At 67.0% G+C, this 25,528-nt stretch carries 24 protein-coding genes; 11 read left to right on the plus strand and 13 right to left on the minus strand.

What is annotated here, in order from left to right; all coding sequences use genetic code 11:
• Nucleotides 1–64: 64 nt before the first annotated feature.
• The 4 genes from F0U60_RS16970 (at nt 65) to F0U60_RS16985 (ending at nt 1,408) form a co-directional block, all read left to right on the plus strand.
• On the plus strand, nt 65–325 hold the full coding sequence (locus F0U60_RS16970) for a hypothetical protein (protein WP_395820837.1): 261 nt from the start codon (nt 65–67) through the stop codon (nt 323–325).
• Between the two features lie 20 nt (nt 326–345).
• A complete protein-coding gene (locus F0U60_RS16975; RefSeq protein ID WP_395820840.1) occupies nt 346–879 on the plus strand; it encodes a DUF2243 domain-containing protein in 534 nt (177 codons plus the stop codon).
• A 13-nt stretch (nt 880–892) separates the two neighbouring features.
• Nucleotides 893–1,084 carry an NAD(P)-binding protein gene (locus F0U60_RS16980; RefSeq protein WP_395820843.1) on the plus strand — a complete coding sequence of 64 codons (192 nt, stop codon included), beginning with the start codon at nt 893–895 and terminating at the stop codon, nt 1,082–1,084.
• A gap of 114 nt (nt 1,085–1,198) precedes the next feature.
• Entirely contained in the window at nt 1,199–1,408 is a 210-nt protein-coding gene (locus tag F0U60_RS16985; protein WP_395820846.1) for a hypothetical protein, read from the plus strand.
• A 264-nt stretch (nt 1,409–1,672) separates the two neighbouring features.
• On the opposite strand, the gene F0U60_RS16990 is transcribed toward F0U60_RS16985, so the two are convergent.
• The gene (locus F0U60_RS16990; protein ID WP_395820849.1) at nt 1,673–3,499 is read right to left on the minus strand and encodes a CotH kinase family protein; all 1,827 of its coding nucleotides are present in this window, start codon (nt 3,497–3,499) and stop codon (nt 1,673–1,675) included.
• A gap of 139 nt (nt 3,500–3,638) precedes the next feature.
• Nucleotides 3,639–4,898, minus strand: coding sequence for a phosphatidylserine/phosphatidylglycerophosphate/cardiolipin synthase family protein (locus tag F0U60_RS16995; protein ID WP_395820852.1), 1,260 nt, complete (start codon nt 4,896–4,898; stop codon nt 3,639–3,641).
• Nucleotides 4,899–5,084: 186 nt separating this feature from the next.
• Between F0U60_RS16995 and F0U60_RS17000 the strand changes: the two genes are divergently transcribed.
• Complete coding sequence (locus F0U60_RS17000; RefSeq protein WP_395820855.1) at nt 5,085–5,537, plus strand: hypothetical protein; 453 nt, start codon at nt 5,085–5,087, stop codon at nt 5,535–5,537.
• A 75-nt stretch (nt 5,538–5,612) separates the two neighbouring features.
• On the opposite strand, the gene F0U60_RS17005 is transcribed toward F0U60_RS17000, so the two are convergent.
• Nucleotides 5,613–9,119, minus strand: a complete 3,507-nt coding sequence (locus F0U60_RS17005) for a tolB protein precursor protein (protein ID WP_395820858.1) — start codon at nt 9,117–9,119, stop codon at nt 5,613–5,615.
• 180 nt (nt 9,120–9,299) lie between these two features.
• Here F0U60_RS17005 and F0U60_RS17010 point away from each other — a divergent pair, with 180 nt between their 5' ends.
• Together F0U60_RS17010 and F0U60_RS17015 are read left to right on the plus strand one after the other, a co-directional pair.
• Nucleotides 9,300–10,742, plus strand: a complete 1,443-nt coding sequence (locus tag F0U60_RS17010; protein WP_395820860.1) for an LVIVD repeat-containing protein — start codon at nt 9,300–9,302, stop codon at nt 10,740–10,742.
• 22 nt (nt 10,743–10,764) lie between these two features.
• Nucleotides 10,765–11,850 (plus strand): EAL domain-containing protein, encoded by a 1,086-nt coding sequence (locus F0U60_RS17015; protein ID WP_395820862.1) that lies wholly within the window; start codon nt 10,765–10,767, stop codon nt 11,848–11,850.
• On the opposite strand, the gene F0U60_RS17020 is transcribed toward F0U60_RS17015, so the two are convergent.
• From F0U60_RS17020 to F0U60_RS17065, 10 genes are all read right to left on the minus strand, one after another.
• Nucleotides 11,844–12,422, minus strand: coding sequence for a hypothetical protein (locus tag F0U60_RS17020; protein ID WP_395820865.1), 579 nt, complete (start codon nt 12,420–12,422; stop codon nt 11,844–11,846). The two genes, F0U60_RS17015 and F0U60_RS17020, sit on opposite strands and share 7 nt — an antisense overlap.
• Nucleotides 12,423–12,516: 94 nt before the next feature.
• On the minus strand, nt 12,517–14,856 hold the full coding sequence (locus F0U60_RS17025) for an acyl-CoA dehydrogenase (RefSeq protein WP_395820868.1): 2,340 nt from the start codon (nt 14,854–14,856) through the stop codon (nt 12,517–12,519).
• A gap of 76 nt (nt 14,857–14,932) precedes the next feature.
• The gene (locus F0U60_RS17030; RefSeq protein ID WP_395820871.1) at nt 14,933–15,319 is read right to left on the minus strand and encodes a VOC family protein; all 387 of its coding nucleotides are present in this window, start codon (nt 15,317–15,319) and stop codon (nt 14,933–14,935) included.
• A 142-nt stretch (nt 15,320–15,461) separates the two neighbouring features.
• The gene (locus F0U60_RS17035; protein ID WP_395820875.1) at nt 15,462–17,036 is read right to left on the minus strand and encodes a hypothetical protein; all 1,575 of its coding nucleotides are present in this window, start codon (nt 17,034–17,036) and stop codon (nt 15,462–15,464) included.
• Nucleotides 17,033–17,821 (minus strand): outer membrane lipoprotein-sorting protein, encoded by a 789-nt coding sequence (locus F0U60_RS17040; RefSeq protein WP_395820879.1) that lies wholly within the window; start codon nt 17,819–17,821, stop codon nt 17,033–17,035. Before F0U60_RS17040 ends, F0U60_RS17035 begins: the two co-directional genes overlap by 4 nt.
• 5 nt (nt 17,822–17,826) lie before the next feature.
• Nucleotides 17,827–19,128, minus strand: a complete 1,302-nt coding sequence (locus tag F0U60_RS17045; RefSeq protein ID WP_395820882.1) for an ABC transporter permease — start codon at nt 19,126–19,128, stop codon at nt 17,827–17,829.
• Nucleotides 19,129–19,132: 4 nt separating this feature from the next.
• Nucleotides 19,133–21,241, minus strand: a complete 2,109-nt coding sequence (locus F0U60_RS17050; RefSeq protein ID WP_395820885.1) for an FtsX-like permease family protein — start codon at nt 21,239–21,241, stop codon at nt 19,133–19,135.
• Nucleotides 21,242–21,970: an ABC transporter ATP-binding protein gene (locus F0U60_RS17055; RefSeq protein WP_395825284.1), complete on the minus strand. Its 729-nt coding sequence runs from the start codon at nt 21,968–21,970 to the stop codon at nt 21,242–21,244.
• Between the two features lie 75 nt (nt 21,971–22,045).
• The gene (locus F0U60_RS17060; protein ID WP_395820888.1) at nt 22,046–22,576 is read right to left on the minus strand and encodes a MarR family transcriptional regulator; all 531 of its coding nucleotides are present in this window, start codon (nt 22,574–22,576) and stop codon (nt 22,046–22,048) included.
• A gap of 199 nt (nt 22,577–22,775) precedes the next feature.
• A complete protein-coding gene (locus F0U60_RS17065) occupies nt 22,776–23,348 on the minus strand; it encodes a hypothetical protein (RefSeq protein WP_395820890.1) in 573 nt (190 codons plus the stop codon).
• 257 nt (nt 23,349–23,605) lie between these two features.
• Between F0U60_RS17065 and F0U60_RS17070 the strand changes: the two genes are divergently transcribed.
• The 4 genes from F0U60_RS17070 (at nt 23,606) to F0U60_RS17085 (ending at nt 25,528) form a co-directional block, all read left to right on the plus strand.
• A complete protein-coding gene (locus F0U60_RS17070; RefSeq protein WP_395820893.1) occupies nt 23,606–23,884 on the plus strand; it encodes a hypothetical protein in 279 nt (92 codons plus the stop codon).
• Nucleotides 23,885–24,018: 134 nt separating this feature from the next.
• Entirely contained in the window at nt 24,019–24,558 is a 540-nt protein-coding gene (locus tag F0U60_RS17075; RefSeq protein ID WP_395820896.1) for a hypothetical protein, read from the plus strand.
• Nucleotides 24,559–24,660: 102 nt separating this feature from the next.
• Nucleotides 24,661–25,098: a tetratricopeptide repeat protein gene (locus F0U60_RS17080; protein WP_395820899.1), complete on the plus strand. Its 438-nt coding sequence runs from the start codon at nt 24,661–24,663 to the stop codon at nt 25,096–25,098.
• 25 nt (nt 25,099–25,123) lie between these two features.
• Nucleotides 25,124–25,528, plus strand: coding sequence for a hypothetical protein (locus F0U60_RS17085; protein WP_395820902.1), 405 nt, complete (start codon nt 25,124–25,126; stop codon nt 25,526–25,528).

Raw genomic sequence — 25,528 nt, forward strand, 5'->3', positions numbered from 1 at the left:
CTCCTGTTCCGCTTCTTTTCCGTGCTTACCCTCGCTGCGGAGCATCGAGCCGGGGGACATCCAAATGAGGCACAGCCGGTTTCATCCCTTCGTCGCGGTGGCGGGCTCGCTGGCGACAACGGCCGTGTTTGCCTGCCCGAGCTGCCCTACCGCTCAGGTGGTGAGGGCCTCCGTTGTGGGCGAGGACTTCTGGAACCTGCTGGTGACGATGACCGTGCCGTTCCTGCTCATCGGGTCCCTGAGCGCGCTGCTGTATCGGGTAGGACTGTCGCCGCGCGACGTGGTCCCCGCACGCGACAGGAACGAGTCAGGAGCCGAAACGTGACCGCGGCGGAGAGGAAGACCATGGCGGAGACTCCACGGCATCAGGGGGCGATCATCTCGTCGGGGGTGCTGCTCGGTACGGGCCTGGGAGGCTTCATCGACGGCATCCTGCTGCACCAGTTGCTCCAGTGGCACAACATGCTCTCGTCCCGGCTGCCACCTACGGACCTGGTCGCGATGAAGGTCAACATGTTCTGGGACGGCCTCTTCCATGCTTTCACCTGGCTGGTGACGGCGATTGGCATCGGCCTCCTGTGGCGCGCGGGGCAGCGTCCCGAGGTGCCCTGGTCGACTCGCACCTTCGTGGGTTCCCTCTCTATTGGATGGGGCGCCTTCAACCTGGTGGAAGGGCTCATCGACCATCACCTGCTCGGAATCCACCACGTCCACCCCGGCGCGGGGCAGCTCGCCTGGGACGTGGGTTTCCTCCTCTTTGGAGCCCTGTTGGTGGTTGTGGGCTGGGCGCTGGTGCGGGCGGGTCGAGAGGACACCCGGCCTCGGGGCCTGGCGGTCCCCTCCGCCCCTCCCAAGCCACTGGTTCCTCGGCGGGCCTAGGGATGGGAACGGTATGGCGAAGCGGGTCGTGACTGCGGGCGGAGGACTGGCGGGGTTGACGTGCGCCAAATACCTCGTGGACGAGGGCTTCTCGGTAACGCACCTCGAGGGCCTGCCCTATCTCGGCGGGCGTGCTTCCACCTCCCCCTGTCTGGGAATGGGTTCCGCTGGTTCCCGAGCCGCTGCGTCGGGTCCAGGGGCCTGAGGTCGAGCAGGCACTCAGGCGTTCTGGTCCTGGATCGAGACAATCACAAATCACGCCTGTGCTCTCCGTCCAGAGAGGAGGGAGCTTCAGCTTTCTCTTCACTCGAAGGAGAACGTGATGCGCAAGACCGGCAAGAAGAAGACCTTCATCGATTACGAGCTACCCGCGAAGGATCTGGAGGAGGTTCGCGGTGGCAACGGGGTCGGCACGACCGAGGCGGTGGGCGAGGAGGGTGGTGGTGTTATCACCACCTATGCGATCGGCGAGGAGGGCGGCACCGTTACGACCCTGGCGTTGGGCGAGGAGGGCGGCTGCCCGAAGTAGCCCCGCCTCTCCTGTCCTCATCCCGAGAGGTCTCGCGTCAGCGGTGGAGCACCCCCCGGCTTCATCTCCGCTGGCGCGAGTCGCTTCATCCCTTCGGGAAAGTGTCCAGGATGACGCTCCCTCTCCCCTCGGGAGAGGGTGGGGGTGAGGGTAGCCGAGCCCGTTCTTCAACCTGTGGCCCACAGTGTGGACAGGGGGTTCAACCCGGGTTCACCCAATACCCTCACCCCGTCCCTCTCCCGAAGGGAGAGGGGATGTATGGGATTAGTGCACCGCCCACGCTCCGTCTTTGGCGCGCTCGTAGTGCTTCCCGGCGGGAAGCTTCCCGTAGAAGAGGACGTCCTTCATCCCCACCACCGACCGGCCATCGAAGACGCCGATCTCCCCATCGGGCGTGAAGGTGAGACCCAGCTCGGCGGCGGTGAAGCGCACGCGCTCGCCCGGATTCAGCATGCGCTCCGCGAGTACGACTCCCTGAGGTGGGCCATACGTTGGCGTCTCCGCGGGCGGCTCTGCCGGTATCTCGGGCCTCAGCAGCGCGGGGATGCTCCGACGCAGGTTCGTGGTCAGCACCATCCCTCCGAGTGACACGGGCTTCTCTCCTCGGTTGCCCAGCTCCACCCAGCCTTCATGGGCATCCAGCGCCTCCAGCACCAGCCCGGGCTTGCTCGCGCGGTAGCGCTCCAGCTCCTTCAGGACGAACGCGCGCCGCAGGTGGACGTAGTCCCTCATCCAGGCGCGGCCCGCCTGGAACTTCGCGAAGTCCATGTACGGGTCATCGGCCATGTGCGGGGTCAGGAGCGCGTGCAGCTTGTCGATGTGGGCTCCCAACACCTCCAGGGTGAAGAGCTCGCTCATCGCCTTGTCGAGGCGGTCCACCAGCCGGGCGCGCAGCTCCGGGTTCACCACCACGCGGGTCCCCAGGTTGGAGAAGACGGGCAGGTAGCCCGGGTGGACCGTCTTCCGGTTCTCGTAGCGCGTGGCCACCATCCCGTCCGTCAGGGTGAAGGGGAAGAGCGGGTGCTTGTAGAGGGGCTCCGGCTTCTCGACGAGTGCTATTTCGTGCCACCAGCGCGCGTCCACGTTGTTGAGATCCCACGCCACGTACACCCAGCGGTCTGCCACCTCGTCGTGGATGAAGTAGCTCTCCGAGTCCTCGATGTAGTTGTTGGACATGAGCGCATCCATCACCATGGAGCGCAGGTAGCCCTCCAGGTCCAGGTGCCGGGCGAGCGCGTCGGGCAGCTCGGGCTCGGGGGTGCGGTTGATGACGTACAGCACCGCGTCGAGCGCCTCGTCGTGGGGCGTCTTCTCGTTTGTCTTTTGCTGCCAGTCGCCTTGATAGGGCACCTTCCAGGAGCGCAGCTTGAGCTCGGTATCCTTCCACCCGGCGCGGTAGATGGTGGCGTCCCGGTCCGCGAAGTCGTGGGCTCGCAGGAAGGACTTGTTGACCTGCTCGATGTCCAGGAAGACGCCCTCGTAGCGGCCGTTGATGCTCAGCCGTACGTACTTCGCTCGAGGCGCCGGTACGCGCATGGCCGCCAGGAGATCATAGGCGAGCTTCTCCGCCAGCATTGATGCGTCCTGGTACTCGGCGACGAGGTTGAGCGAGGTGCGGTCCTCGAAGCGCACGCCGTCCTCGAAGCTCACGTTCCAGCTCTTCTTGGGGAAATCACGAGCCGAGGCCCCACGCAGGCGCACCTTCACCGGATAGCTCACGCCGTTGTGGCGGAAGATGGCGTCCTGCTCCGGCGTGTACTTGTCGGCGAGGAACATCTCCAACACACCCGGAGGCAGGATCAGCTCGTACTCCTGCAGAGCCTCCTGGACCTGGGGCAGGGCAAAGGGCCGCTGTTCCTCGGGTTCCGATGGAGGCGGCGGCTCGGGCTGCGGTGGTGTCGGTGGCGGCGGTGGTGTGGGGGGCTCGGGCCTCGGCGGTTTCTCCGTCGAGGGAGATGGCTCGGACGGGGTGCCGGGGTCGTCCGTGATGGGAGTCTGCCCGTCATTGATCGTGGGCGGAGCACTGCCATCGGGTTCGCAGGCGAGTGACAAAGCAACGAAGAACGTGCAGAGCAGGCGCGCGATTCTCATCGCGCTTCGTCTGAGCAAGGGAGATGCCTGAGCAGCCGGGGCCTATCCGTCCACTGGCGGATGGTCGAAACCGTCCAGTGGGAAGAGGTCTCTCCTGAGAGGGGTTGCCGGTGTCCGGTCTGGGCTCTCGCGTACCTGCTCAACGGCACCCGGTGTTCGAGGGCGGAAGCCGGAAGCTGAAGCGCTGGAACAGCCCACGCTCGCGCCACTCGTCCCGGCGGATCTCCACCGCGTACGTCAAATCCCGCTCGAAGCTGGCGGCGAGCTCGTGGGCGAGCGGCGCATCCTCGACGACGAGGGCCCCCTCCTCGAGCAGCGCATTCGAGTTGGGTTCCAGGTTGTTGGAGCCCACGGCGACCAGCTGGTCGTCCACCACGAGCGTGCGCGCGTGCAGCGGCGCGTTCTGGTACTCCCAGAGCCGTACGCCATTCTCCAGCAGGCGCTCATAAGAGGCGCGCTGCGCGGCGAGGACTCCACGGCTGTCCTCGGGCTGGAGGCCGGGCACCAGGATGCGGACATCCACGCCCTCCTGGGCCTTGCGGATGAGCGTGTCCACCGTGGCGGCAGTGGGGACGAAGCAGGCGTTGGTGAGCCACAGGCGGCGGCGGGCGGTGGCGAGGAGCACCTGGACCATCCGCTCGGAGTGGCTGAGCGAGGGGGAGCCGGTGCTCGCGACGAAGCCCGCGCGCGCCTCGCCCTGAGGCTCGAGCGCGGGGAAGGTCGACTCCGGGAGCAGCCCTCCGCCCGCCTCCAGCCAGTCCCTGGCGAAGGCCTGTTGCAGCTGGCGCACGGCCGGGCCCTCCACGTGGACGTAGGTGTCTCGCCACGCGTGCTTAGGCCCCTGCTCGCCACGCCAGGCTGGCCCCACGCCGGAGCCTCCGGTGAGGCCGCTGCGGCCGTCTCGGATGACGAGCTGGCGGTGATTGCGTGCCTCCAGCCTCTCGTCGGCGAACACCACTTCCTCTCCGACGAAGGGACGGAAGTTGCGCACCTCACAGCCCGCCTTGACGAGCCGAGGCTGGACCTCGTCCTGGAATCCCGGGCTGTGGAGGGGATCCACCAGAACGCGACACACCACGCCTGGCTGGCGCTCGGAGAGCGCGAGGATGAGGCGCTCCGAGGCCTCGCCTGGCTGCCAGCTGGAGACGAGCAGGTGAAGCGACTCGCGGGCCTGGCGAATCTCCTCTTCGAGCGTGGTGAGGATGCGCTCGTCCTGGAGCAGCCGCACCACATGACCTGGCCGCAGCCCCACGCCCACGGACTGAAAGAGGGCGAGCGAGAGCCCCGGCCCCGAGCCTGGCAGGTCCTCGCGGATACGCAGCTGCTGCGGGTGTTCGCGATGAACGCATGCCGTGCCGAAGAGGAGGCAAGCGAGCAGGAAGCGCGGAAGACGATTCACGCCGGGCAAGCTAGGCATCCGACCGTGTGCCGAGCAGGGGTGGAGTGGGGACTGGCGGGCGAACGGCCGGGCCCGGCTGCATGTCCTCACCCGTGTGCGCACCCATCCCTAGCTTCGGACAGATGGCCTGTGAACGAAGCGGGCCAGCCAGAGTGGAGGTGAGGCGCGATGGAGTCCTGGAACCGGATGTCGACCGATTCGGTGCGCACGCACACGCCGGACGGGGTGAACCGAAAGATTGATGCGCGGGTGGAGAAGTGTGTTCAGGAGATGGCGGAGCAGATGGATCGCCCAGCCATCAGCGAGTACCTGCAGAAGTTGGAGCGCGAGTGGGACTTGAACCGGGTGGTGACGGTGGCGGCGTCCGCGGTGTCGGTGCTCGGGCTGGTGCTGGCGGCGAAGGACGGTCGGAGTTGGAAGATCGTGAGCGGGGTGGCGGCGGGTCTGCTGCTCCAGCATGGCCTCTTCGGCTTCGGCCCGCTGTCGGAGCTGGTGCGGGCGCTGGGCGTGAGGACGCGCAAGGAGATAGACCTGGAGAAGTTCGCCCTCAAGGCGCTGCGAGGCGACTTCGAGCGGATTCCGCATGAAGGAGGCCCCCTGGCGCGAGCCAACGCTGCCCTGGTGGCTGCCCAGTCCTGACATGAGAAACCCCCACCGCGTGCCCTCGGCAGAGAGGGACGGGGTGGGGGTCTCGGGTCCTTCAGGCAGAACCCGTCAGTTTGTGCCGCCCACGCGCATGCCCATTCCACCGAGCGTCACGGGCGGCTGGGGCGCTTCCTTCTTCTTCTTGGCCGAGCCGTGCTGCTTGAACAGGTAGCCCTCGAGTCCGGCCATGCCGATGGAGAACTGAGTCACCCACTCGTCGGCCGGCCTGCCCACGGGCGCGTTGATGTCGAACGGGTAGGCGAAGTGCAGGCGCAGCAGGAGAGGGCCAAGGCCGAGGTTGATGCCCACGGCTGCATTGAGCACGCGGCGGTTCCAGATATCCCGGGCCGAGCTTCCCACGCCACCGAGGTCGAAGCCCGCCACGCCCATGAGAGTGTTGAGGAAGGCAACGCGGATGAGCGCATCCAGCGGCACGCGCAGCTCAAGCGTGGAGTACAGGTAGTGCTGACCCAGCAGCCACTCCTCGTCGCCGAACGGCACACCTCGGATGGTGTCGAAGCTGGAGAGATAGAAGGAGCGGGTGAAGCGTCCGCCGAAGGAGGTGCCCGCGCCGCCGCGCAGCATGATGTGGGTGCTGCCCAGCGGGATGGGGAAGTAGCGCTCCGCGTCCAGGCGCACGTTGCCGAAGACCTCGCCGTGGAAGGGCTGGACGCCGGTGGTGAGCTCGCTCATGAACGAGGTGCCGGAGATGGGCACGCCCGTGTAGTGGTAGCGCAGGGTGTTGTAGCCGAAGGCCAGGGAGCCTTCCGTCTGGAAGCGCAGGCCGGGCTGGTTCTGGCGCCACTGGGTGTAGAGGTCACCCACGCCGTTGATCTCCGGCAGGTTGAGGAAGAAGGAGGTCGTCGGGTCCAGGAAGTACGAGGAGCCGCCGATGCTGAGGTTGGCCTCCAGGAACGTGAAGGTGCTCAGCGGGTAGCGTGCGATGCCGGTGGCGCCGAAGAAGCGCTCGCCGGAGATGAGCAGGTAGTAGGGCAGGGTGCTGCCTGCAGCGGCCTCGCGTAGGGACTGGTCCACGCGGAAGCGCAGGGACTGGAAGAGGCCCATGCCCCACGTCGTGCGCTGTGACTGGTTGAGGTAGAGCAGGTAACCGTCAGTCAGATCAAAGGAGCCGTACACCGCCACCTGCAACAGCATGGCGTGGTTGCGCAGCCGGTCCATGGCCGAGGCGAAGACCTGGCCGTAGAAGCCACCGCCACCGCCGCCGGCGAAGCCCATGATGGGCCCCAGGTCGATGTTCTCTCGGGCGAAGGGCCTGTAGGCCTCGGCACCCTGCAGCGAGCGCTGAGGCAGGGGACTGGGCGGTCCCGCATCCGCCTTCGTCGCCTGTGCCACCTCGAAGCTCAGCAGTTGCTGCGAGCGCAGCAGGGCCGGCTTGCGCTCTCCCGACAGGTGGAAGAGCAGCCACAGGTTGCCATCCGGGCCGGGGCTCGGCTCGAAGAGACCCGTGGACACGTCCGTGCGCCGCACGATGCCACCGCCCCCGGTGTACTCGTGCAGGTCCGAGCGGCTGTTCTCGTAGGCCACGAAGAAGAGCCGACCGTCCGGCAGCACCGTGGGATCCGCGTGATCGCGCGCCTCGGTGGTGAGGCGCTCCACCTTGCTGGGATCCTCCGGCTTCACGCGGAAGAGGTTGTAGTAGCCGTGCGAGGTGGCGTCCGAGGTGAAGACGATGCCCGCCGGGCCCCAGGCGAGGCTGCGCTCGGCGTACACGTCATGGGTGAGCTGCTTCGGCTCCACGTCGAGCCCCTGGTCGAGCGGCAGCACGTACACGTCGCGCGTGCCCGACTCGCTCAGGCCGATGAAGGCCAGCTGCTTGCCATCCGGAGAGAAGGCCGGCGAGTACGCGGCGATCAGTCCGTGGTCGGCGAGCCTGTAGGCCTCGCGCTTGCCCAGGTTGAAGTCCACCCGGTAGGGCGGATCCTTGCGCAGCCCAGAGGGGTTGTTCACGTAGGGGCTGCGGCCCATTGCCGGCAGCGCCCCACCCAGGGAGAGGGACTGGGCGTCGTGCTTGTACTCCTGGACGTAGATGATGTCGCGCGCCATGGACTCGGCCACGAAGGCCAGCCGGGTGTCCGTCAGGGCGAAGTTGCGCCCGAAGATGGGGTGCAACGACTCGTAGCCCGGCACGCCGTCACCCTGCACCTTCACGCTGTCGTTGGGGGCGCGGGGGTCCACCAGGATGAGCTGGCTCTGGCCCGTCTCCGGGATGATGCTCCGGTACATGATCACCCGGCCGTCGCTCGAGCTGTTGAGCGCGGTGACGATGCCCCGGCGCTCGGTCAGCAGCTCCATGTTGGGCGTGGACTGCTCGGCCCTGAGATAGGTGCGGTAGGAGCGCTGCTTCAGCCAGTTCTCGAACTTCGCGGCGATCTTCTGCGGATCATCCCCGGTGAGCATCTCCAGCAGCCCCTCGAACTGGAGGTTGGGCGTCATGCCCGTGCCGGAGACGAGCTTGGGAGAGTTGTCCAACACCTTCTGGATGAAGCCCGCCCCGTACGTCTCCTCGAGGAACTGACAGCGCGCCTGACCCATCTTGTAGATCCACACGAAGCCGTAAGGCCCGGGCGACCAGAAGTCGAGGAAGGCGTAGCCGCGCATCAGGTCCGGGTTGATGAGTAGATCCCTCACCATCATCTCGCCCTCGGGATCCAGCCCGCCCTTGGCGTAGAACTCGGCCAGGCCCTCGATGAACCAGAGCGGAATGCCGTTGAGCGGATCCCCCGCCACCTTGGCCTGTTCAGCCAGGAAGCGGACCTTCTGGATGGTGAACTGGTGGGCCATTTCGTGGGAGCTGATCTCCCCGAACTGCCGGTGGTCCCCCAGGTAGGGCAGGGTCAGCTCCAGGTTGCCCTGGGTGCTGGTGACACCGAGCGTGCCCTCGGACACCGCGGTGACGTTGGTCTGCAGGAACTCCTGGTAGCTGCTGTAGAGGATGTACGGGAACGTCTGCGTGGGGACGAACTTGAAGCGGTCCACGAGGTACCGGTAGGTGTCTTCAAGCTGGGGCGCGGCGTACTGGGCCACGTTCCGCTCGCTCTCGTAGAAGTAGAAGCGCACGCCGCCGCTCTTGTCGCCCAGGGATTGGGCGTACTTGGGGCCCGCGTCCGGTGTGCCTCCATCCGCTGACAGGGCAATGGGCACGTAGAGCGAGCTTCCCGTGGCGATCGGGTCCTCGGGCGTGCCGCCATCCTGCCTGTCCACCACGCGCGTGGGGTTGCCCGGCTCCACGGACTCCACGGGACTGCCGCCCGTGCCCTGCTCCTGCTGGGAAGCTTTCGGCGCCTCGGCGGTAGGGACACCCGACGAGCGCATCTGCGGCGCGGTGGGTGTGGGTCCACCCGGGGCGCCAGGCGGCTGCTGGTGGGCCCGGTGGGCGGGAGGGGCGGCGACACCCTCGGCCTGGGGGCCGACCAGGATGTCCAGGTGCCGCCAATCAAATTCGTAGGTGTGCACCGGCGCTCGGTAGGCCCGGCGCGGTATCACGTAGACCTGGGCCACGGCCGCCTCGGGAAGCACCAAGGCGAGCAGCGTGGCGATCAATAGACGTCGATTCACAGGGGCGACCTCCCGGGTGGGGAGACGAGGGACTGAGCGAACCTAGGCAGGTCCCCCCATATTAACGAGTGGGCAGGCGGGCGCTTCTGTACGATTGCTCAGCGGTGCACGTCGCCGCCGCCCGAGGTGTTGGGTGAGCCGGGGCTTTCGTCCCGTCCCCATGCCCGGTATGGATGGCGTATGAACCGTTTACTGGTAGCCACAACGGGAGCCCTGCTCCTCACGGCCTCCGGATGCACGCGCACGGAGGAAGAGAAGCACGACTGCGAGCCCGAGGCCTTCGACCTGTCCACCTGTGATCGGTCGGGGTTCGCCTCCGTGAAGGCGGAGGGCATCTGGAACCTGAACATCACCCTGGATGGGGTCGACTCGCAAGGGTCCATCCGCTTCCTGCCAGATAAACCGCTGCTCCTGGGGACTGCGCTGACGGTGCGCAAGGTGGAGGGTGACACCTTCTTCGTGGCCAGCGACTTCCAGACCGCGTCGACGCCCGCGCCGGTGCGCTTCGTGCTCGCGGGCTGCCAGGCGCCCTCGCCGGACCGGGTGCAGGGGGAGTTCCGGCGGTGCGTGAATGGCGAGGCCGACCTACGCGGCACCTTCGAGGCGGCGCACGTCAAGTGGGCGGAGGGAGAGCAGCAGGCATCCGGAGTGGAGCTGGTGTCGGAGACCACCCTCCCGCGCGGTCAGCCGGTGGACGTCTTCGTGGCGGACGGGTACGCCTACGTGACGGCGCTGGCGAGCGGCCTCTTCGTCTACAACGTGAAGGATCCGGCCCACCCCGAGAAGGTGGCGGAGATCTCCCCGAAGAGTGACATCTGGTACCGGTCCTGGGTGAAGGGCACGGTGCTCTACATCTCCAGCTACAACGAGGGGCTCCTCGTCTACGACGTGAGCAACCCGGCGGCGCCCAAGCGGCTCGCGGCGCTCCCGAGTCCCAGCGTGCAGGGGTGGGGGCTGGCCGTGGAGCAGGACCGGCTGTTCCTGATGTCGCCGGATCCCAACGCCGAGGTGCTCATCTATGACATCTCGACGCCCACGAAGCCCGCGCTGCAGTCGCGCTACTACGTGGAGGACAGCATCGTCGGCAAGGGGCAGATCCCCGTCGAGGGCGTGGTCCTGAACAACCGCCTCTACATTGGTCACTGGAGGTACGGGCTGGCGGTGGCGGACGTGACGGACCCGAAGAAGCCGGCGCCATTGGGGAACTTCAAATACGACAATGCCACCAGCCGCCCGGTGGCGGTGGGCCAGATTGGCGATCGGCTGATCGCCTTCGAGTCCAGTGAGGGATGGAAGTCGATGATCCGGGCGCTGGATGTGACGGACCCCCAGCATATCTCACAAGTGGGCCAGTTTGAGATGGGTCCGGAGTCCACGGTGGGTGGTTTGACCTTGGTGGGCTCCAAGTTGTACGTGGCTCATAACCAGGACGGCCTGCGCATCCTCGAGATGTCCAACCCCAGTACACCTCGGCAGCTGGCCTACTACAATACCTGGCGGGAGACGGATTCAGGGCGGGGACAGACGTTCCTCGAGGGTCTCAATGGAGTGAGGGTGCCCGGAGACGGGTTCATCTACGCCACTGAGACGTCGCGTGGACTGCTCGTCTTCCGTGAGCCGTGAGTGAGGCTGAATGAGCCAGAGCGTGTCGAAGTCGTGTGAGCGGTGCCAGACCCTTCCGGAGAAGCTGGAGCTGGAGGGGCATGGCCGCCTCTTTCTCTGGATGCCCCTGGGCCACAGTTACGGAAAGCTGGTCCGGCTGTTGGGAGACGCGGGACGCGAGCACCAGGCCATTCCGGAGTCCCAGTGCGTGGCGGTGCGGCTGCAGGCTTCGCAGCTGAGCGCCCTCGTCGCCGATGTCATGGGGGCGCTGACGGGAGAGGAGTCCCGGTCCACGCGCGCGCTCTTCCTCCAGGGCGACGGGGAGCCGGGGCTGGGCGACTTCCCACGGGTGGGTTCGTTGCCGCAGCTCTTCACCATGACCCGGGCGGGGTGGTTGGTGGACATGCTGGCCGAGAAGCGTGTCACCAGCCACTACCAGCCCATCGTCTACGCGAGGGACACGCGCCAGGTGTACGCCTACGAGGCGCTGCTGCGCGGTTTGGAGCCGGATGGGTCGCTGGTGTTCCCGGGGAAGATGCTGACGCTGGCGCGTGATGCGGACCTGCTCTTCCAGTTGGACCTGGCGGCGCGGCTGTCGGCGGTGCGCGAGGCCTCGCGGCTGGGGCTGCAGGTGCCGCTCTTCATCAACTTCACGCCCACGGCCATCTATGATCCGGCGTTCTGCCTGCGCTCCACGGTGGCCGCCATCGCCGAACATGGCATCCCACCGGGGAACGTGGTGTTCGAGATCATCGAGTCGGACCACGCTCCGAACGCCAACCACCTGAAGTCGCTCATCGCCTACTACCGGCAGGCGGGCTTCCGGGTGGCGCTGGACGACCTGGGGGCGGGGTACTCGTCGCTGAACCTCATCCACCAGCTGCGTCCGGACATCATGAAGCTGGACATGGAGCTCGTCCGCGGCATCCACCAGGACCCCTACAAGGCATCCATCACGGAGAAGCTGCTGGAGCTGGCGCAGAAGCTGGGCATCCTCACGGTGGCTGAAGGAATCGAGACCCCGGAGGAGCTGCGGTGGGTGCGCGAGCACGGAGTGGACTTCGTGCAGGGCTACCTGATCGCGAAGCCGGCGAGCCCGCCGGTTTCCTCCACGCCGCACTACTACTGATTGACGAGCGTGGTTCCGGCGAGGTTGAGGCTGAGCTGCCAGGCGCGGTTCAGCTCGAAGCCGGCGTCCTGGAGCTGCCGGCGGGCCGGGTAGATGTTGCGTTGCCCCACCAGGTCATCGATGGTGGCGAGCCGGGCGAGGGCGCTCTCCATGAGGAGCACGCTCTCTCCGCGGCCGCTCTCGGAGGCGGTGGCGAGGGCGTTGGAGATCTCCCGCTGCGCATAGGCGACGGCGGGGCCGATGTCGAAGTCACCGGTCTCCAGCAACTGGTCCGTGGTGATGAGCCAGTCATAGCCACGCGCGAGGCTCTCCAGGTGCTCTTGCCGGAGCTGCTCCAGTTCCTGCGCCCGGGCACTTTCGAGGGCCTGCCGCTGCTCCAGTGACTGGATGCGGCCCTGGGCCTCCTGCTGTTGGGCCTCCATCTGGGCTTGCAGGAGCTCGAGCTCGGCGCGGAGCTCATTCAGCTCCGCTTCCTGGACGGCGCGTTCTGCTTCCGCCTCCGTGGAGGCAGCGGGCGTGGGCGTCGTCTGGCCGAGCAACAGGGACAGGGAGAGTGCGATCCATCCATTCATCCCTGGAAACGTGTTCACCGGAGGACGAACCGGCACCCGAGCGCTGAAGGGCCCCCGGGTGCTCGTCTCCAGGGCGAGCAACCCACCGTGTGCCTTACGGCGACGGCCTGCCCAGCGCGATGGGGGCCGCCAGGCACGTGTCCGGGATACCAAAGGCCTCCGTGAGCGCCACCGCGTCGGGCCGGAGCTCGGAGCACAGCCGCGTCACCTCCTTGCGGATGGCCTTGGCCTTCGCTCCCTCAATGTGGTCGTTCTCCACGAACCAGCCGCTCGCGTCCTGTAGGCACCCCAGGCCGTACAGGTCGCAGAGTCGCCCGAGCACCGCCTTGAGCGCCGGATCCTCCACCTCGGCGACGCCCAGGATGAACTGCTCCAACACCACGCGCTCCACGTGCGCGTTCGCGAGCGCCAGCAGGTGGTCCTGGCACTGGTTGAACGCCTCGAACGAATCCACCCCCGTGCTCAGCCGCTTGCGCAGCCTCCGCGCCACAGACGCCAGCAAGTCCGACTCCCGGAAGCGCAGCGCGCGTAGCTGGAAGTCCCCGTCACGCAGGTGCTCGCTGCCCGTGCGCCGCACCGCGAAGGGGTTGCGGTCCGTGAGCGCGCCCGCCGCCCGGTCCACGATGAGCCGCATCACGGTGAAGATGCGGTCATCCTCGAACTGCTGCCGGTAGCCGGTGAGCAGGCTCTTGGCCACCAGCTGCATCAGCACCGTGTTGTCGCCCTCGAAGGTGGCGAAGACGTCCGTGTCCGCCTTGAGCGAGGGCAGCCGGTTGGCCACGAGGTAGCCCTGGCCCCCGCACGCCTCGCGAGTCACCTGGAGCGTCCGCGTGGTGTGCCAGGAGGCATAGGCCTTGAGGCCCGCCGCCAGTGCCTCCACCTGCATCGCGTCTTCCTCCGTCCGCTCCACGTAGCGCCTCACCAGATACTTCAGCGCGAAGTCCAGCGCGTAGGTGGTGGCCAGCGGGCGCAGCAGCCGGAGTTGGTGCGCCTGGTAGTCCAGCAGTCGCACCTCCTCCGCACCGGCCGGGCCGAACTGCCGGCGCTCGTCTCCGTACTTCACGGCGATGCTCAACCCGCTCTTGGCCGCGCTCAACGCCGCGCACGCCACGCTCACCCGGCCCGCGACCAGCGTGCCCAGCATGGTGAAGAAGCGCTTGGAGACACCGGTGATGGCACTGGTGTACTCGCCCTCGGGGCTCACCCGCGAGAAGCGGTCCAGCAGGTTCTCCCGCGGGACGCGCACGCCGTCGAACCACAGCCGCCCGTTGTCCACACCGTTCAGCCCCATCTTCAGGCCGCAGTCCTCCACGCGCACCCCGGGCATCAGCCGGCCCTCCTCGTCCCGGAGGGGAACGAGCAGCGCGTGGACGCCGTGGCGCTCGCCCTTCACCTCGAGCTGCGCGAACACCGTGGCCATGCGCGCGTGCAGGGCCGCGTTGCCAATCCACTCCTTTCGCGCCGCATCCGAGGGGGTGTGCACCACGAACTCACCGTGCTCCGCGTCGTAGCGGGCCAGCGTCTCCACGTCTCGCACGTTGGAGCCATGGCCCAGCTCGCTCATGGCGAAGCAGCCAGGCAGCTCCACCGAGGCCACGCGGGGCAGGTACTCCCGGTGGTGTCGCTCGGTGCCCAGGAAGTAGATGCTCCCGCCGAAGAGCCCGAAGTGCACACCCGCCTTCACCACGAGGCTCAGGTCGAAGAAGGCCAGCGTCTCGAAGGCGGCGATGAAGCGGCCCAGGTCCACCTTCGTGAGATCGTCCGGGTACGCGAGCTTGCCCAGCCCGCGTCCGGCCAGATGCTTCAGCCATTCCAGGACCCGGGCGCGATAGGCGTCCGTGTTCCGCTCGTCCGCGTAGCGGAAGAGGGGGTCAGCCAGCCACTCGCGGACGCTGGCGCGCTCGGCGGAGTACGTGCGCTCCAGCACGGCGCGCATCGAGTCCACGCTGAAGGAGCGGGGTTCGGCCGGTGCCACGAGGCGGAGCTTGGGGTTGGGGACGAGCGTGCGTACAGCCTCGGCACCCGGGATGCCGATCGCCGACTCCAAGGGGGCCAGGTCCCGAGCCAGCTCGGGCATGGGGGCGGGCAGGGCGTCCTTGCCGCCAATCACCTCGGCGAGCTGCGCACCCAGCTCCACCAGGCTCTTCTGGTCGCTGTGGGAGAGGCGCTCAGCGGTGCGGCGGATGTGCTCGCCCACCTGGGCCAGGGCGCTGGGGCTGGGCGGGTTTTGGGGATCCAACCAGTGAGCCAGCACCGCGTTGGAGCGCAGGTCCAACCAGCGCTGCGAGCGGGCCGCGGCGCCCAGGGCGCGAATCTCCTCGGAAGTCAGCTCTCCGTCCGTCCAGGCCACGTAGAGCATGGGGACGAGCGGCGCGAGGCGGGGGAGGGACAGCAACTCCTGCGCGGACGGGCGCTGCACATCATCAATGGCCATGAGCTTCTCTCCAGAGGGACACGTGACGAGCGCAGTGTCGCCACGGTTCCTCTCCGGAGCAATGCCAGAAGTACGTTCAGCCCTCGTCCCGCCACTCGTTGACGCGGGACTCCAGTGGCCCGCGCTGGGGGCGGACGACACAGAAACGATGCCCCGTTGGCGCCTCCATGACCCACCAGCGTTTGACGAACTCCACCCGCTTCGCGCCGAGCGCCTCGAGCCGCTTCACCTCGGCCTCGATGTCATCGGTCTCGATGTCGAGGTGGACGCGGCTCGGATGGTCCACCTTCTGGAGGAGGATCATCGGCTCGTCGTCTCCGACCTTGAGCTCGCGGTAGTTGCCACTGTCCGGAGAAGGCGGCGCGACGGGCTTGCCGAAGGCCTTGCTCCAGAAGGTCGTTGCCGCGTCGAGGTCGTCTGTCTTGCAGTCAATGACGAGGGCACAGAATCGGCTGCGATGCATGGGTCCTCCCGGGGGGTTCACGAACGTCTCAAGTCTTCTACGTCGGGAGGGCAGAGGCTGGTACCTCTTCCGCCCTCCCGAGCCGTGGACCGTGTCGGTTCTTTCCTCGAGGAGACACAACGAAGCGCTGCGGCAACGCGCTTCAGAGGTCGATGCGCAGCCCCACGCCGGCCTGGACGGTGGGAGGAGCGACGACGATGGGCGGTATCACCTGCTCGCCCATGCGCAGGGTGGGCAGGTCGAGCGCGAAACGGAACTCGCCGCCCCTGCGGCCGTAGTTGACGGCGACGAAGGCCTCGACGCTGAGGTAGCGCAGGGCCCGGTGCGTCACATCCAGCCGGGTGGTGTAGGAGCGGTCGGAGAAGTTGCCCAGGTTGGACAGGATGAAGTTCGTGTCATCCCAGGAGCCCGGCCCGGAGAGGAGGGCATAGACGGCGCCGTAGTGCCGGCCGAGGTAGAAGGGCTGATATTGGCCCTGCAGGATGAGGTACGGGTAGGGCACCGAGCTGGGGTAGCCCGTCGAGTTGTAGAAGTACTCGACGCCCACGGTGGCGGTGTCGTTCTCCGAGTAGGCGAACGTCCAGGTGGCGCCGCCGCTCACCTGCGGGGTGTAACCCTCTGGGTAGTACGCCTCGATGGGGAGCGCCCCCAGGTCGGGAGGTACGCCGCCGGAGCCCTGGCTGCCGCCGAACAGGTCCGAGAGGGAAACACCCTCGGGCAGGCGGAAGAGGGGCGTGTCCGAGCCCTTCTTGAGGGCGAGCTCTCCGTAGATGTCGATGGGGCCGAGGCCGGAAGAGAAGTCGAAGCCGAAGCGGGGCTTGCGGCCGCGCTGGAGCACGGCATCGACGCCCAGCTCCGCGGGGCCGAGCACCACCTCGGCGCGAGCGGCGCCACCAATGCGGCCGAGCGTGTCAGCGGGGCCGGCGTTGTCGAGCAGGCCGATGGCGTAGAAGTTCCAGCCCTTCGCCTCCCAAGGCACGTGCACCTTGAGCATGGTGGCGCCGGTGCGCACGTCGAGGAGGGCGAGCGGATCCCTGCGTTGGGGGGAGAGGAAGTCGGTGGGGTTCCAGAAGCGAGAGGTGCCCCACTTCACGTGCTGCTTGCCTGCGGTGAAGAAGACGGTACGCGCCAGGTCGAAGCGCAGCCACGCCTGGTCCAGCACCACGCGCGGGTCGGCCGAGGCGTTGATGTTGAGCGTCCCCGTGGAGGGGATGAGGCTGCTGGAGCCCTGCCGGCGAGTGGGGTCAAAGGTGAGCCGCCCAAGGACGAAGCCGCGCAGCCGGTCGGTGGGGCGGGCGTCGAAGTAGCCGTCCACCAGCATGGGGGCGGAGAAGGAGGTATCTCCGAAGGACACCCCATCGCTTCCCTGGGAGAGGGCGCGCAGGTAGAAGCGACCGCCGATCTTCAGCGGATCCTCGACGGCCTCCTCTGTGTCGAAGGCGTTGGTGGCCGCCGGGCCGCCGAGTGCCTGCGCATCGCGGTCCTCGGGAGGTGCGGGCGTCCCGGTGGCCGGAGCGGGCTCGGAGGCTGGAGCGGGCTCGGTCGGGTCACCGAAGAGGGCGCTCTCGTCGGGACGAGGCGCGTCCTCCTGGGCGGGGGCGGGCTTCGCCTCTGGGGTGTCGCCGCCGAAGAGGTCCGCCTCGTTGGGGCGCTCCTGGGCGAGCGCGGGCAGCGCGGCGAGGGCCGCGGCGAGGGCCAGGGTGGTGCGGGTGCTCATCGGCTTTTGCTCTCGAGCCAGGCCTTGGTGAAGATGTTCTCCTCGAGCGCGCGCAGGTCCACGTTCTTCACGACGATGACAGTGGAGTTGGCCTTCTCCACCTCGTCATAGAAGCGCATCTCCTGCGGGTACCAGACGTCGGCCTTCTTGGACTCGCTGAAGAGCTTCATCCACTTGGGGAAGTAGGCGGTGCGCATCAGCCGGCCGGAGAGGGCGTACTCCTGACGCTTGAGGATGTTGGACGTGTCCTTGTCCACCCACAGGTGCACCACGGGGTAGGCCACGTCCACGCCCTGCTTCGCGGTGAGGACGAGCTTCCAGGCGGTGAACTTGCCGAGCTTCTCCTCGCTCTCGTACTTCGCGTCGTACTCCTCGGCGAGGCGCGACTCGTCGAAGTCCGCGCGGCGGCTGTCGGTGCCGGCGATGCGCTCGCGCTCGGTGCGCCGCTCCCACTTGCCGGTGGTGGGATCGTAGCTCCAGAGGTTCTTCTCCAGCCGCAGGTAGCCCTTGCCGGCCTCGCCCTTGGGCTTGGTCATGAGGATCATCAGCTGATCCTTCGCGTCGCGCCGGTAGATGACGGCCTCGCGCACGACGTCCGTTTTGTCCTTCTCCTTCTGCTCGATGTACATGAGCGACTTGTAGTCGCCGCCGTTGCGCTGGCGGTCATCGAGCGTCTCCAGGAGCTTCTTGAGCTCGGCCGGGTCCTTCAGGTCGGCGGCGAGAGCGGAGGGAGCGGCGAGGAGCGCGGCGGCGAGTACGGCGCCGAAGAGGTTGCGCAGGGTCATGGTTCTCACCCGATGTGGTGCATCGCCGTGACGGGCTTGAGCCGCGCGGCGAGGTAGGAGGGAATGAGCGAGACGAACGTGGTGCACAGCGTGATGATCGTGATGGAGCGGGCCACGGCGGTCGGGTCCACCACGAAGCGGAGCTGCTCGGACATGACGATGACCTGGACGGCCACCGGCAGGGTGATGTGGGCGGCGTTCAGGCCGAGGCACACGGCCAGCCCCATCGCCGCTCCGCTCAGCGTCCCGAGGAGCGCCAGCATGAACGCCTCCAGGAGGAACATCGTCATCACCCACCCGCGCTGCATGCCGATGGCGCGCAGGGTACCGATCTCCCGGGTGCGTTCGCGGATGGCGATCCACAGCGTGTTCATGACGCCCACGCTGATGATGAAGAGCAGCAGGGCGAGCAGGCCGAAGGTGAGCCAGTCGAGCGCCTGCACCGTCGAGGTGATGAAGGAGATCTCATCCTCCCAGTTGGTGAGGTCCAACCGCTGTCCCGTCCAGGCCTCGCGGTTGACGGTCTCGAACTTCATGAAGAAGGGCTGGGGGTTGTGCTCGAGCAGCGTGTACTGGAGCTCGGGGAGGCGCTTGCGCAGGCGCTCCAGGACCTTGGACACGTCGCGGGTGTCCTTCAGGTAGAGGTGGAGGGCGCCGGTGGCGTCGTCGCGCATCTGGTAGAGGCCGCGCAGGGTGGAGTTGGGCAGGTAGCAGAAGATCGAGCTGAGCATGCCGATGTTGGCGGCGATGGCCGCCACGCGCACGTCCACGGTGTTGCTGGTACCGCGCATGGTGGGGGCGGACAGGGTAATGGTGTCGCCCACCTTCACGTCCAGCCGTTTGGCCTGCTCCTCGAAGAGCAGCAGGGTGTTGGGCTGCGTCAGCTCCTCCAGCCGGCCCGAGGTGATCCGGAGCGCATTGCGGAAGCCCGTCTCGTCTTGCACGTCGATGCCACCCAGGACGAGGTGCGTGGATCCGGTGTCGCTGATCGCCTTGGCGAAGCCGCGTCCCCGCTGGACCATGTAGTTCAGCTCGGGGACCTCCTTGAGGAGCTGCTCCTTGATGGCGGGGTAGTGGGTGACCACGGGGGCGGACTGGCCCGCCGTCACCTTGTAGAAGCCGGACACGTTGACGTGCCCGGTCATGAGGGTGGTGGCCGTTTCAACTGTCGTCGTCTGGATGCCGTTGGACAGGCCCATGAGGATGACGAGCAGCGCGGTGACACCGGCGATGGCGCCGCCCAGGAGGAGCGTGCGGCGCTTGTGCGAGCCGAGGTTGCGCAGGGCGATGAGCAGGAGCTGTTGCATGGCGTCACTCGTCCGTCTGCATCGCCTGGAGGGGCGAGACCCGGGTCGCGAGGAACGCCGGGTAGAAGGTGGAGAAGGCGGACACGCCGAGCACGATGACCAGGGCGGTCACGATGTTGGAGGCGTGCAGGTTGGGGAAGAGGCGGGGGCCGGAGAAGAAGAAGTACAGCGACTCGTGGAACGCGGGGATGCCCGTTGCGCCGAGCCCCTTCACGGCCAGGCTGCCCAGGAGCGCGCCCACCGCGCCGAACACCAGGCCCAGCACGGTGGTCTCCACGAGGATCATGCCCAGGACGAAGCCTCGCTGCGCCCCGATGGCGCGCAGGGTGCCGATCTCCCGAACCCGCTGCATCGTGGCCATCATCACCGAGTTGTTGATGATGACCACCGCCACCACGAAGATGATGAACACTGCGGCGTAGAGCACCAGCTTGGCGATGAGGACGATCTGCCCGATGAGGTCGGAGGCCTGGTTCCAGGAGACGACCTTGAGCGGCAACCCGGCCTTCTTCGCCGAGTCCTGAAGCTCCACGAGGGTCTGCTCCAGCAGGTCCGGGTTCTTCAGCATCACCGCGGCGTGGAGCACCACGCCGTCATCGATGTCCTGCTGCGTGTACTTGCGCAGGGCCTGCTCCTCCTGCTGGTGCCGTGCCTGGGCCGAGCCTTCGAGCTGGGCGTCTTCGTCGATGATGCCCGAGGTGGTCTCGGACACCAGCGAAGCGGAGCTGTCCTCGCCGAAGAGCGCCGCCTCGGCGTCCTCGCGCTTCACCTCCGCCACGCCGCTGGCCGCCTGCAGCTTTTCCAGCTCATCCTTCTGGTCTGCGGAGAAGTAGCCGTACAGCTCGCGGAAGGTGATGAGGTCCATCAGGTTGAGCGCACCGGCGAGCTGGGACTTCTCCATTCCGGAGAACTCGTAGGTGCCATACACCTTCACGTTCGCGCTCTTCGCGTAGCCCGTGCGCGTGAAGGCGGTGATGGAGATCTCGTCACCGAGCCGGATGCGGTAGAGGTCCAGCAGCGGCACCAGCTCCGCATAGAACTGCTGGTAGCGCGTGTCGAAGTTGGCGTCGTCCATGGTGAAGAACGCCACCAGCAGCTTCTCCAACTCCGTCTCGTTGGAGCCGAGCACCTTCTGCAGGCGCGCGACAGCCTGCTGGGTCTTGAGCGGATCCAACTGGAAGAGGATCTCCCGCGTCTGGGTCTGGTTCTCCTTCAGCCGGCGTTGGAGCTCGGGGTCCTCGGCGATCTTCCTGTGGTTGACGTCACGCGCCTCCTTGATGAGGTCCAACCGGCGAGCCGTCTTGAGCTTGAAGAACTCCTCGTAGAAGAACTTGGACAGGAGCATGCCGCGCTGGCCCTCGGGGACGGCGGTTCCGTCCACGATGCGCATCCGGTCAAAGGTCTTCTGGAAGTTGACCAGGTCGGTGCCCAGGTAGCGCAGGCCGATCATGTCCCCGTCCGTTACCTGCGGGGCGATGCGGTTCTCCAGGAACTCGAGCGAGGCGAACGGGTCCTTCTCGAAGTCGTTCCAGAACTCCGGGGAGCGGGCGCGCTCCAGGGCGCGCAGGTCCGCGGGATCCACCGCGTCCTCGGCGGCGATGGCGTTGCGCCGCTTCATGTCTTCTTCGAGGAGGGCGAGCATCTGCCGCACATGTGCCTGGAGGCTGTCGATCTGCGCGCGCAGGTCGGGCGTCTCACCCTGGGCGGCCTGCTTGTAGAGGTCGCGCAGGCGCGCCAGCGTCAGGTCCACCGTGTTGCCGGAGGTCATCAGGGTGTTGTTGGTCCCCATGGGGACCACCGTCTTCACGTTGGGATGTTGCTCGAGCACCTTCTTGATGTCCGAGAACTTCTCCAGAACGCTCAGGTCCGCCTCGCCGCCCATCTTTCCGAAGAGCGCCAGGGAGTCCTTGGACTTCTCCGAGTACACCTGGAGGTGGCCCGCAACGCTGCCGATGATGCTGCGGCTCATCGACTCGTCCAGGCTGTCCACCACCGCGCCGCCCACCACCACCAGCAGGGTGCCGAAGAGGATGATGGCGCCGATGATGACGTTGATCCAACTGGTGAACAGGTTGCGCAAGGCCACCTGCACCAGCAGCGAGAGCTGTCCCATCTAGTGCCCCTCCGCGCCCGAGGCCATGGCCTTCTGGGCCTCGGCCGGAGTGATGCGATCGAGGATCTTCCCGTCCGCCAGCCGCACCACCGCGTTGGCGTGGTTCATCACCTTGGCGTCATGGGTGGAGAAGATGAAGGTGGTGCCCTCCTTGCGGTTGAGCTCCTTCATCAGGTCGATGATGTTCTGGCCGGTGACGGAGTCGAGGTTGGCGGTGGGCTCGTCGGCGAGCACCAGCTTGGGCCGGGTGACGAGCGCGCGCGCCACCGCCACACGCTGGCGCTGGCCGCCGGACAGCTCGTTGGGGCGGTGCTTCGCGTGCTTCTCCAGGCCCACCTGCTCGAGCAGCGTCATCACGCGCTGGCGGCGCTCGTTCGTGCTCAGCTTGCGCTGCAGCAGCAGGGGAAACTCCACGTTCTGGAAGACGCTGAGCACCGAGACCAGGTTGAAGCTCTGGAAGATGAACCCGATGGTGTGCAGCCGCAGGTGGGTGAGCTGACGCTCGGAGAGCTGCTTGGTGTCCTGCCCATCCACCTTCACGACGCCCCCAGTGGCGGTGTCTACGCAGCCAATGAGGTTGAGTGCTGTTGTCTTGCCGCTGCCGGACGGGCCCGCGATGGAGATGAACTCCCCCGGGTACACGTCCAGCGTCACGCCCCGGAGCGCGGGCACCTCCACCTTGCCCAGGGTGTAAGTCTTGGTGACGTCGGACAGGGAGACGATGGGCATGGCGCCACCGGGAACTGCGGAGAGCTGGGTCATGGCGGGGACGGTCCTTTCTACGAACCGGAAGAAGGAAGGATGCTAGCGGGTCGCGTTTCGGCGTTGGCGCGCGGACGGAGAGGGAGACGGTGAAGGCGCCTGGGTGCCGGGCTTGCGGGCGAAGCGGGCCCGCCATCGCTCGGCGGCACCGGTGAGCTCCTGGCGGTAGAAGTCACAGAACTCCACCGCCTCGCGCAGCTTGTTGCGTCCCTTCAGGCCAGGCTGACCGAGCGCGTCCTGGCAGAGCTGCCCCAGGACATCCATGGTGGAGATCGCCACCTTGAGCCGGTGGTCCCAACCCGCGCTGTTGAAGACGTAGTAGTGCCGGCGGTCCCCGGGGATGCTGGTGGGATCCACGAGGCCACCGGCTTGCAGCTGGCGGATGTTGGTGGACACGGAGGCCGGGCTCACCCGCAGCAGCTCGGCGAGCTCGCCCAGCGCCAGCGGCTTGTCGGCCAACAGCAGCAATCCGAGGATGCGTCCGCCAATACGCGGCACGCCCTGGCGCTCGAAGAACAGGCCCATCGACTCGATGAACCGCTCCTCTTCGGCGCTCACACCGTCCTGACGCATGCGCTGCTTCCCCCCCGGACTGGAAGTCGCGCAATCGTCTACGTTCATCAGGATGTTCAGTCAATACTGAAGGGACTGACGTCCTACCCGGTGGGCCAGGGTAGGGGGACACGGTTCGCCGTGCCCGTCATGAGACGCTCGCGGCATCGGAGTGATGCCGCGAGCGTTGGATGCGTCCCCAGCGGGGATTGAGGTCGGCTCAGTGGATGCCGCCCTGGTCGCCGGTGCCACCCGTGCTGCCGGAGCCGCCCACGTCACCCCCCACGTCGCCGGAGCCGCCCATGTCCTTGTCAACGCCCTGGTCCAGGCCGGAGCCGCCCATGTCCTGGTTGATGCCCGTGTCCGAGTCCAGGCCGCTGCCGCCCATGCTGGTGTCCAGCGAGATGCTCTTGGCGACGTTGCTGTCCTTCTCCACGGTGAAGCTGGTGCGGACCTGCTGGCCTTCCTTGATGTCGCGCATCTGCTTGACGTTGGGATCCTGGAACTTGGTCTGCTTGTCGACCTTGAAGTCGATAATTCCGTTATCGGTCCGCAGGCTGAGTTTGTTGGCGCTGCTCTTCACCACGGTGCCGGTGATCTGCTTCTCGCCCATCTGCTGGGTGGTACCCGCGCCCATCTGCCCCTGCTGGGTTCCGGAGCCACCAAGCGCGTCGCTGCCCATCTGCTGGCTGCTCTGGGTCTGCTGGTTCTTGCTCTTGTCGTCGTTAGCCAAGGCCAGGCCAGAGCTCACCAGCGCCACGGACGCGAACAGCCCCACAAGCTTCTTGGTCATGGATGTATCTCCTGTAGGCGGTGGCCGTGCCCCCCATGGCCGTGCCCCCCGCAGGGAAAAACCTAGGTGCGCCTGCAGAAGTGAACAGGGAGTGAATGAGAAACGCGCGCGCCCGTTCCCTCCCCGGGCGTCTCGTTGTGGAGCGCCGCTATGCTTGGTGGGCAAGCGGCTTGAACCCGGTGGGGCTTTTCCCCTACCGTCGAGTTGCCCGACCGCGCCGGCCTTGGCGCCGGCACTGACAGGAGTCGTCTTCCACCATGCGCCCGCCGTCCAAGCAGCAGCCCGCGCCCGTCGCTGAGCCCCTGCCCACGCCGTCCTTCCCCGCCATCGAGTCCTTCATCGAGACCGCCTCCGCCGAGGAGGTCCGGTCCCTCTTCACCCCGGTGAAGAACGAGCTCGCCAACCTCAAGGGCCCCAAGGCGGAGCACGCCAAGAAGGTTCAGGCGGCCATCTCCCGCACCGAGGAATTGCTCGGTGTCCTCCTGGAGACGCGCGAGCGCCTGCTCTCCGAGGCCAAGTCTAAGGGCCGGAAATAACAGGCTTTTTTGATTCTGGTGCGCTTTCCGACGGATCACACGCAACTGTGCCGGGCGATCACCGATAATTCAGCAAATGGAGCGCAGGACCCGTGCTCCGACACCTTGGCCGTTCCATCGCCTGGAGAGGAACCATGAAGATCGACAGCAACCTGAACATGCCGCGGATGTCCACCAACCTCACGACAGCGCGCGTGACCCCGGACACGAGCTTCTCGGCTCGCGTGCAGTCTGGTGTGGGCTCCGCGGCCAACGCGGTGGCTGGCGGCGTGGGTGTGGTGGCCAACATGGTGCCCGGCGGCTCCGTGGTGTCCGCTGCGGTGTCCTCGCTCACCACCTTCGGCAACACCTCTGGCTCCGGCGCGGCGCCCTACTACAGCGCGGCCCTGTCCACGGGCGGCTCGCCCATGAGCACCACGCTCAACAGCGCGGGTGGCGTCTCCTCCCTGGGAGGCACGTCCGTCTCCAACAACGGTTCGATCAACACCGCGGCCACCAGCAGCGGCGTTGGCACTGAGTTCAACGGCGAGATGCAGAGCATGTTCGCCGAGCAGAAGAAGCTGCTGGGTCTGCAGGTCTCCATGCAGAAGGAGAACCAGGTGTTCACCACCATCTCCAACGTGCTGAAGACCCGCCACGACTCGGCGAAGAACTCGATCGGCAACATCCGCTAGCGCTCGAGCGCTGGTGGTTTCATGGGTCCGGCTCCCCGGGAGAGGACGAGGTTTCGTCCTCCCCGGGTCAGGGTCTGGGCCAGGAAAGGAAGCAGACGTCACATGGCGGAGACTTCGGAGATCTCGGGCAGCCTCGTACCGCTCGCCAGACGTGAGGCGATGATCCTCCTGGAAGCGGGCTACCTCTGGCTCGACATGGGCCAGTTCGACAAGGCGCGTGAAGTCTTCGCGGGGGCGGCGGTGCTGATGCCCAAGAGCGAGGTGCCCCAGTTGGCGCTCGGTTCGCTCGAGTTCGCTCAGGGCCGGCATGACAAGGCGTTGCAGGCCTACCGGGCCGCCCAGCGACTCTCCCCCAACTCCGGGCTGCCTCGGGCCCATGTGGGCGAGGCCCTGTTGTTCATGGGGAAGATTCCGGAGGCCATGAAGGAGCTGAAGGCCGCCATCGATTTGGACCCGGATGGGGATGGTGCGCGGCTGGCCCGGGCGCTTATCGACGCGAAAGAGGCGGGGGCCCTGCCGCCGCCCGCGTCAAAGAAGTAGGATGCATTAACAGGAGGAGATGCCGATGTCGGTCGGTGGAGTCGGACGAGGGGGCGGAAAGGGACGAGCCGGAGGCGCGAAGGGCGCCGCCGGTAAGGCGCCAGCCGGCAAGGCAGGGGCGGCGACGTTTGGTGGAGGGGTGGATCGTACCGCCGGCCTGGTAGGACCCTCGGGCCAGGTGGGTTCCAGCAATGTGCAGGGACCCCAGGCGACGGAGCCCGTCACCGCCCAGGCGCTCGCCATCGCCAAACAACTGAAGAACGGCGACTTCAAGAGCAAGGACGAGGCGACGCGCAAGCTCGTCGCCGAGGTGCTCAAAGAGAAGCTGCGGATGAAGTCGGCGGCCTTGACGACCAAGATCGCGGACGCCCTGCAGGATGATCCTCGTTTGAATCAGGCCCTCGAGCGGTTGTGGTCGAAGGCCGAGTGA

The sequence above is a fragment of the Archangium minus genome, assembly GCF_044360475.1.
Lineage (GTDB): Bacteria > Myxococcota > Myxococcia > Myxococcales > Myxococcaceae > Archangium > Archangium minus.